The sequence below is a fragment of the Ideonella azotifigens genome, from assembly GCF_006519715.1.
GTDB lineage: Bacteria > Pseudomonadota > Gammaproteobacteria > Burkholderiales > Burkholderiaceae_C > Ideonella > Ideonella azotifigens.
Genome location: NZ_VIDT01000244.1, coordinates 1 through 7,423, shown reverse-complemented (window position 1 = coordinate 7,423; position 7,423 = coordinate 1). Strand labels below are relative to the sequence as shown.

Sequence of the window (7,423 nt, the reverse complement as noted above, 5' to 3'; positions counted from 1 at the left end):
AGGCCTCGTGCACCGACAGTGGCGGTGCCTTTGGCAGCCAGGCCTGAACCGAGGTTTCGAGCCGGCTGAGCCGGTTCAACTGTTCGGGGCTGGGCTGGGGCAAGCCTTCTTCGGCGGCGCGGCCCTGCGCAGCGCGCAACTCCACCTTGCCGCGGCGCAAACCGGCCACCAGCAGCTCGCGCATCGCGGGCTCCAGCTGGCGCAATTCGTCCGGTAATCGAAAGGCAATGTCCAGGAAACGGCTGTTGACCGTGCGGATCTCCACGGTAATGCCGGGTAGGGCGGTTTCGACGTCTGACACCGGGCTGGCACTCGCGCTAGCGAAGCCGGTCATGCTGTAAACTGCCATGAAGCTTTTGCAGGAAGCAAAACCCCGATTATGTCAAAGCCCAAGCCCTCCCCGTTGCCCGCGGGCACCGTGGTTGGTGGCTACCAGATTATCAAGAAGCTGGCGGCCGGCGGCTTTGGCGTGGTTTACCTCGCCGAAGACGACAGCCGCCACCTGGTGGCCCTGAAGGAATACCTGCCCGCTTCGCTGGCCGAACGCGCCGCTGGTGAGCTCATTCCCCGCGTCAAACCCGAGAAGCAGCCGCTGTACCGGCTGGGCCTGAAGAGCTTCTTCGAAGAAGGCCGCTCGCTCGCGCAGATCTCTCACCCCAGCGTGGTTTCTGTGCTGAATTTCTTCCGCGAAAACGAAACCGTGTACATGGTGATGAACTACCTGCAGGGCGACACGCTGCAGGACTTCATCGTCACCGCACGGGACCTCAAGCGCGAGAAGGTCTTCCGCGAGTCGACCATCCGCAGCCTGTTCGACGAGATCCTGCGCGGCCTGCGCATCGTGCACCAGCACAAGATGCTGCACCTGGACATCAAGCCGGCCAACATCTTCATCACCAACGACAACAAGGCGGTGCTGCTGGACTTCGGTGCCGCGCGCGAAGTGCTGTCCAAGGAAGGCAACTTCATCCGGCCGATGTACACGCCAGGCTTTGCCGCGCCCGAGATGTACCGCCGCGACGGCTCGCTGGGCCCGTGGACCGACATCTACGCGATTGGTGCCTGCATCTACGCCTGCATGCAGGGCTATCCGCCGAACGACGCGCCGCAGCGCATCGACAAGGACCGCCTGCCGCTGTCGCTCTCGCGCATGCGCAACACCTATTCCGACAACCTCATCGAGGTGACCGAGTGGTGCATGTCGCTGGACCCGCTGTCGCGCCCGCAAAGCGTGTTCTCGCTGCAGAAAGAGCTGTCGCGTGAGACCGAGCGGCGCTACACCTCGCTGGGCTTCACCGAAAGGCTGAAGCTGCAGATTGAAAACCTCAAGACGGGTGCCAGACCGTGAGCCGCAGCGTCTACACAGGATCCGGAAGCCCGATGCGCTTTTCTGTCTATCAGATCAGCCGCAAGGGGGGGCGCGAGAAGAACGAAGACCGCATGGGCTATTGCTACACGCGGGATTCCGGCTTGTTTGCACTGGCCGATGGCATGGGTGGACACCCCGAGGGCGAGGTGGCTTCGCAGCTCGCCCTGCAGACCCTGGCTGCCGCCTTCCAGCGGGAAGCCAAGCCTTCGCTGAAAAACCCGCTGCGCTTCCTGCAGGATGCGCTGCTGGCCGGCCATCACCAACTGCTGCGCTACGCGACCGAGCGCTCGTTGGTCGACACACCGCGCACCACGGTCGTCGCCTGCGTGATCCAGGGCAATGCGGCCTACTGGGCGCACTGCGGCGATTCGCGGCTCTACCTGGTGCGCGGCGGCAAGCTGATGCAGCGCACCCGCGATCATTCGTACACCGAGCTGCAGGAAACGTTGGCCCACGTGGTGCCCATCGATGCACGCTTCAACCGCTCGGTGCTGTTCACCTGCCTGGGCAGCCCCGGCAAGCCGGTGGTCGACACGGCCGGCCCCATCATGTTGCAGCCCGGTGACCGCATCGTCGTCTGCTCCGACGGCTTGTGGAGCACCGTCACCGACGATGAGATCGTCAACATCCTGAGCAACCGGCCCTTGCAGGACGCCGTGCCCGAGATGGTCGAGCAGGCGCTGCGCAATGGTGGCACGCATGGGGACAACGTCACTGCGCTGGCGGTCGAATGGGAGGCGGTTGAAGATCGCGACACCACGGTGGGCATCTCCACGCGTTCTCTCGGCGAAGACGTGTTTGCCTCGACCATCCAGGCCACGCTCAGCGACAGCAACACCGGTGACCTCGACGAAGCCGAGATAGAACGCTCGATCCGCGAGATCAACGAGGCCATCCAGCGTTCATCGCGCAAGCCGCGCTGACCCGGCCCACACTGCTTGCCGCTGCCGCCGCTTGCCGGCGGCGGCTTCTTGTTTTCTCCGACAGGTTTTGCCCATGAGCTACGAACGATCCAGCGGCCGCGCCGCCAATGCCCTGCGCCCGGTGCGCATCACCCGGGGCTTCACCTGCCATGCCGAAGGCTCGGTGCTGATCGAGTTCGGCCGCACGCAGGTGCTGTGCACAGCGTCGGTTGAAGAGCGGGTGCCGCCGCACAAGCGCGGCAGCGGCGAGGGCTGGGTCACGGCCGAATACGGCATGCTGCCGCGCGCCACGCACACCCGCAGCGACCGTGAGGCCGCACGCGGCAAGCAGAGCGGCCGCACGCAGGAAATCCAGCGCCTGATTGGTCGTTCGCTGCGCTGCGTGTTCGACCTGAAGGCCCTGGGCGAGCGCACCATCACGCTGGACTGCGACGTGCTGCAGGCCGATGGCGGCACCCGCACTGCAGCCATCACCGGCGCCTTTGTCGCCGCGCAGGATGCCGTCAACCTGCTGCTGGCCCAGGGCAAGCTGACGACTTCGCCGATCCGCACCGCGGTCGCGGCGATCTCGGTCGGCATCGTCGAAGGAACGCCGCTGCTGGACCTGGAATACATCGAGGACTCGGCCTGCGACACCGACATGAACGTCGTGATGACAGGCGTTGGTGGCTTTGTCGAGATCCAGGGCACGGCCGAAGGGGCTGCTTTCAGCCGCGCCGAGATGGACCAACTGATGCAACTGGCCGGCGACGGCATTGCCGAGCTGGTGCGCCTGCAGCAGGTCGCGCTGGCTGCGCCGTTGGTCAAGCGCTGACCATCGGGCAGAGGAGCGCGGCATGCGGCTGGTGTTGGCATCCAACAATGCAAAGAAGCTGAAGGAGCTGGGTGGCCTGTTCGCGCCGCGGGCAATCGAACTCGTCACCCAGGGTTCGCTGGGCGTGAGCGAGGCCGAGGAGCCGCACCACACCTTCATCGAAAACGCACTGGCCAAGGCGCGGCATGCCGCGGCGGCCACTGGCTGCGCGGCGATGTCGGACGACTCCGGCTTGTGCGTGGACGCGCTGGGTGGCCACCCGGGCGTGCAAAGCGCCGTTTTTGCGCCGGTGAACGTGTTGCCCGGTACCGAACGCGAGGCGCAGCGTGTCTTTCAGGATGCCGCGAACAACCAGTTGCTGCTGCAGCGCCTGCACAGCGTGACCGACCGCCGTGCCCGCTTCGTCTGCGCGCTGGTCGCACTGCGCTCGGCTGACGACCCCGAGCCTCTGATCGCCTTCGGTCGCTGGGAGGGCGAGATCCTCACCGCGCCGCAAGGCGAGGGCGGTTTTGGCTACGACCCGCTGATGTTCATCCCGGCGCTGGGCCGCAGCGTGGCGATGCTCGACGCTGGCGTCAAGAACGCCCATAGCCATCGCGCATTGGCTGCCGGGCAGATGCTCGCGCTGATGCGAAGCGCCTGGCAACTCGGTTGAGTCCTGCGCATGTCCTTGCCGCCGATCCATCCCGCCGAAAGCCAGGGCCCGGTGCCCGATGGCGCCAGTGCCGCGCAGCGCTTCCTGCGCGCCGGCACACTGCAGCTGGGCGCGCCGCCGCCGCTGTCGATCTACGTGCATCTACCGTGGTGTTTAAAGAAGTGCCCCTATTGCGACTTCAACTCGCATGAGTGGGCCCCCAAGACGCCTGCGGCGTCGCCCCCCCAAGGGGGAGCGTTCGGCTTGGGGCGGCCCGGCGCCGAACCTCTCAACGCGTTGCCCGAGGCTCGCTACCTTGATGCGCTGCGCGCCGACCTCGAAGCCAGCCTGCCGCTGGTCTGGTGTCGCAGCGTGCACTCCATCTTCATCGGTGGCGGCACGCCCAGCCTGTTCTCGCCCGACGCCATTGCCCGCCTGCTGAGCGACTTGCGCCAACTGCTGCCGTTGCAGCCCGGCTGCGAGGTCACGATGGAGGCCAACCCTGGCACCTTCGAGAAGGACCGCTTCCGCGCCTTCCATCAGGCCGGTGTCACGCGCCTGTCCATCGGCGTGCAGAGCTTCAATGACGACAAGCTGAAGGCCCTGGGCCGCGTGCACGACAGTGCGCAGGCGCTGGCCGCCGTCGAAGAAGCCGCGGCCACCTTTGGCACCTTCAACCTTGACCTGATGTACGCGCTGCCCGGCCAGACCCAGGCCGAGCTGGCCGCCGACCTGCGCACCGCGCTGCAGTTCAATCCACCGCACCTGTCGCTCTACCACCTGACGCTGGAGCCCAACACCGTCTTTGCCAGCCGCCCACCGGTGCTGCCCGACGACGACACCAGCGCCGCGATGCTGGACCAGGTGACCGACACGCTGGCCGCCGCCGGCATGGACCGCTACGAAGTCTCGGCCTATGCCCGCCCCGGCCACCGCTGCACCCACAACCTGAACTACTGGCAGTTCGGTGACTACCTGGGACTGGGCGCCGGTGCCCACGGCAAGCTCAGCTTCCCGCACCGCGTGGTCCGCCAGGTCAAGTGGCGCGAGCCGGCTGCCTACATGCGCGAAGCGCTGGCCGGCCGCGCCGTGTCCAACGAGGAGGAAGTCAGCCGCAAGGCGCTGCCCTTCGAGTTCATGCTGAACCTGCTGCGGCTGCGCCACGGCTTCGAGCCGGCGCTGTTCACCGAGCGCACGGGGCTGCCGCCGTCAGCCATCGCGGCTGGCCTGCAGCTGGCAAAGGCCAAGGGTCTGTTGGAGCAGGTGCAAGCGGAGACCGGGCCGCTGCTGCGCCCGACGGCGCGTGGGTTCGACTTTCTCAGCGATTTGCAGAGCTTGTTTCTGTGAGTCGGCGCAAGGCGGGCGTCTCGTTGTGTGAACCAGCGGTATGCGCGTAAAGGAGGGCATCGACTGGCACGAAATGCCGCGGAGGGCGGCACTGTGATGACCGCGAGATGTCAGAATCGGTCAAGGACTTGGAAGTTCCAACTAAGATAACGCATGTGTGCAGCGGTCTACTACATCCATTTCTCGGCGCCCGTACGTGAGAGCCCGCTGAGCCCGCGTGCCTTTGGCTCCGACAACTGGGGCAAAGTGAACTCGTTTGAACAGGTCGCCGCAATCGAGGACATCGGGATCGGTCCGTTGTTTGAGGACGGTATGGTCTACCGTGCCTTTGAGGCGGTATTTCGGCGAGGCGAGCCGTGGCATTCGACGGAATGGTTCAAATACAATAAGAAACTAATTGAGGCAGGACGTCCGCTTTGGAACTGCACGACCACAGACGCCTTGAAGGAGCGTCTTAACGGAGAGGTTCGTGCGCTTTACAGATCTATGCAGACGCATGGTTTTCTGGACCAGCGTACGATTGCTTCAAGGTTGGGCGACCAGAACTCCGATTTGCAAATATTTGGGACGAATTACCATTCATCCGTCGGTATCAACCATGAGATCAAGATCGGCATAGGCGAGCAAGGGGATCTGCTGTTCTTGGATGGTCGACACCGTTTGGCCGCTGCTAAGCTTTTGAAAATTGACCGCATCCCTGTAAGAGTGGTTTTTGTCCATCGGCGCTTTTTGGAGCTCAGAGTTCGGCATGTTGATCCGATGGCGATGGATCCGGAACAGGTGCGCCAAGTGGTTTCCCTTTATCTGAATGAATTACTTGAAAGAACGTTGATGATCGAATACATTGATTTTGACGGATACCTCGCTGCCACCAAAGCTGCTTCAAGCGGTCATTGGCGTAATGCGGCGGCCCGTTGGGATTACCACAAGACTGCCACCGATTTCATCCGCCTTTCCAAACCAAGTGCTCCCAACAAGGTGCTCGAGATGGGAACCATGGGGGTGTCTTTGGTGAAGGGTAGTGACACCATCGACTATGCGGAGAAGTGGAACTACCCCGGTTTTCGGCCGACGTTTTTGCACGATGCGCGCACCTTTCCCTGGCCGTTCAAGGACAAACATTATGATGTGTTTGTAGCTTTACGCGTGTTCCACCACCTTTTGCCCTATCAGAAGGAATGTTTCTTGGAAGCTAAGCGAATTGCCAAGAATATCATCTTGGTGGTGCCGGAGCAGTATGATGTTGCAGAGTTGAAGGCCACCTCTGCCGGAATATCGGAAGCACAGCTCACAGATTGGAATGGTGGAATCCCTCCGACGGTCTCTGCAAAGTACCCGGATTGGATTGGTAAAATTTATTATTGGAATGAAGAGGCGCTGGCAGCGTAACTCTGTTTGGCTTGGTGAGCGTTCGCGCCCAGTGCTGCGACTGCCGCTCGAAGGTGGTAGAAATTAAACCGGTTGCGCGCGTTCCGCGCCTTGTTCGCGCCGCGGTGTCGCAACTCCCCGAGCCTTCCGTGGTGAGACGGTGCTGAATCGAATTTGGGAAAAGAAATTCGATCGACTGACGGACAGGGGTGTTGCCCGAGCAATCCCGCGCGTTGCCGCGACACGCTGTTGGGGCTGCTGGTGATGCTTCGTTGTGGCGAGTTCTGCGCCCAGCTCATTTGACTGTCGAGCACAGGTCTTGCCGAATTCCGTAGGGAACTGAAGACCGCAGCGAACGGCCAGCCGTTAGACCCGGTTCAACAAGGCCCCGTGCGTCTGCCGCAACTTGTCCATCAAGTGACTGGCAATCTGGTTCAGCGGTAGAACCTCATCGGCGGCGCCGTGGTTGATGGCTTCGCGTGGCATGCCGAAGACCACGCAGGTCGCTTCGTCCTGGCAGATGTTGAAGCTGCCGGCGTCGCGCATGGTTTTCATTGCGCGGGCACCGTCGGCGCCCATGCCGGTCAGCATGATGCCGAAGGCGTTCTGCCCGACCACGCGGGCCGCGGATTCGAACAGCACTTCGACCGAAGGCTTGTGGCGGTTGACCGGCTCGCCGTCGCGCACGCGGGCGATGTAGTTGGCGCCTGAGCGTTCGACGCTGAGGTGCAGGCCGCCTGGCGCGATGTAGGCGTGGCCGGGCAGGATGCGTTCGCCGTCCGCCGCTTCCTTGACGCGGATCTTGCACAGGCCGTCCAGCCGAGCGGCATAGCTGCGCGTGAAGCCGGGCGGCATGTGCTGGGTGATGACCACGGCCGGCGAGTCCGGCGGCAGGTTGACCAGCACTTCCTTGGTGGCCTCGGTGCCGCCGGTGGAGGCGCCGATGAAGATCAGTTTCTCGGTCGACA

Annotated in this window: 8 protein-coding genes; 6 read left to right on the top strand and 2 right to left on the bottom strand. The window is 63.5% G+C overall.

The features are described from left to right. Positions 1-334, bottom strand: a 334-nt coding sequence (locus FKP22_RS15510; protein WP_310733338.1) for a YicC/YloC family endoribonuclease, incomplete at its 3' end; no start/stop codon positions are given. 45 nt (positions 335-379) lie between these two features. On the opposite strand from FKP22_RS15510, the gene FKP22_RS15505 reads away from it, so the two are divergent. The 6 genes from FKP22_RS15505 (at position 380) to FKP22_RS15480 (ending at position 6,476) form a co-directional block, all read left to right on the top strand. Beyond that, complete coding sequence (locus FKP22_RS15505) at positions 380-1,348, top strand: serine/threonine protein kinase (RefSeq protein ID WP_141288372.1); 969 nt, start codon at positions 380-382, stop codon at positions 1,346-1,348. Between the two features lie 32 nt (positions 1,349-1,380). Beyond that, positions 1,381-2,292, top strand: a complete 912-nt coding sequence (locus FKP22_RS15500; protein ID WP_141288371.1) for a PP2C family protein-serine/threonine phosphatase — start codon at positions 1,381-1,383, stop codon at positions 2,290-2,292. 73 nt (positions 2,293-2,365) lie between these two features. Beyond that, positions 2,366-3,106: a ribonuclease PH gene (gene rph, locus FKP22_RS15495; protein ID WP_141288370.1), complete on the top strand. Its 741-nt coding sequence runs from the start codon at positions 2,366-2,368 to the stop codon at positions 3,104-3,106. 22 nt (positions 3,107-3,128) lie between these two features. Next, positions 3,129-3,761 carry a non-canonical purine NTP pyrophosphatase gene (locus tag FKP22_RS15490; RefSeq protein WP_141288369.1) on the top strand — a complete coding sequence of 211 codons (633 nt, stop codon included), beginning with the start codon at positions 3,129-3,131 and terminating at the stop codon, positions 3,759-3,761. A 9-nt stretch (positions 3,762-3,770) separates the two neighbouring features. After that, on the top strand, positions 3,771-5,087 hold the full coding sequence (gene hemW, locus FKP22_RS15485; protein ID WP_141288368.1) for a radical SAM family heme chaperone HemW: 1,317 nt from the start codon (positions 3,771-3,773) through the stop codon (positions 5,085-5,087). Positions 5,088-5,240: 153 nt separating this feature from the next. After that, on the top strand, positions 5,241-6,476 hold the full coding sequence (locus FKP22_RS15480; RefSeq protein ID WP_141288367.1) for a hypothetical protein: 1,236 nt from the start codon (positions 5,241-5,243) through the stop codon (positions 6,474-6,476). 345 nt (positions 6,477-6,821) lie between these two features. Here FKP22_RS15480 and FKP22_RS15475 read toward each other — a convergent pair. Further along, a partial coding sequence (locus FKP22_RS15475) for a chemotaxis protein CheB (protein ID WP_310733337.1) occupies positions 6,822-7,423 on the bottom strand: 602 nt, incomplete at its 5' end.

What these genes read in the sequence shown, in the direction of transcription:
- rph (WP_141288370.1), top strand. Translation starts at nt 2,366, where the DNA reads ATGAGCTACGAACGATCCAGCGGCCGCGCCGCCAATGCCCTGCGCCCG.
- FKP22_RS15490 (WP_141288369.1), top strand. Translation starts at nt 3,129, where the DNA reads ATGCGGCTGGTGTTGGCATCCAACAATGCAAAGAAGCTGAAGGAGCTG.
- FKP22_RS15480 (WP_141288367.1), top strand. Translation starts at nt 5,241, where the DNA reads ATGTGTGCAGCGGTCTACTACATCCATTTCTCGGCGCCCGTACGTGAG.
- FKP22_RS15500 (WP_141288371.1), top strand. Translation starts at nt 1,381, where the DNA reads ATGCGCTTTTCTGTCTATCAGATCAGCCGCAAGGGGGGGCGCGAGAAG.
- FKP22_RS15505 (WP_141288372.1), top strand. Translation starts at nt 380, where the DNA reads ATGTCAAAGCCCAAGCCCTCCCCGTTGCCCGCGGGCACCGTGGTTGGT.
- hemW (WP_141288368.1), top strand. Translation starts at nt 3,771, where the DNA reads ATGTCCTTGCCGCCGATCCATCCCGCCGAAAGCCAGGGCCCGGTGCCC.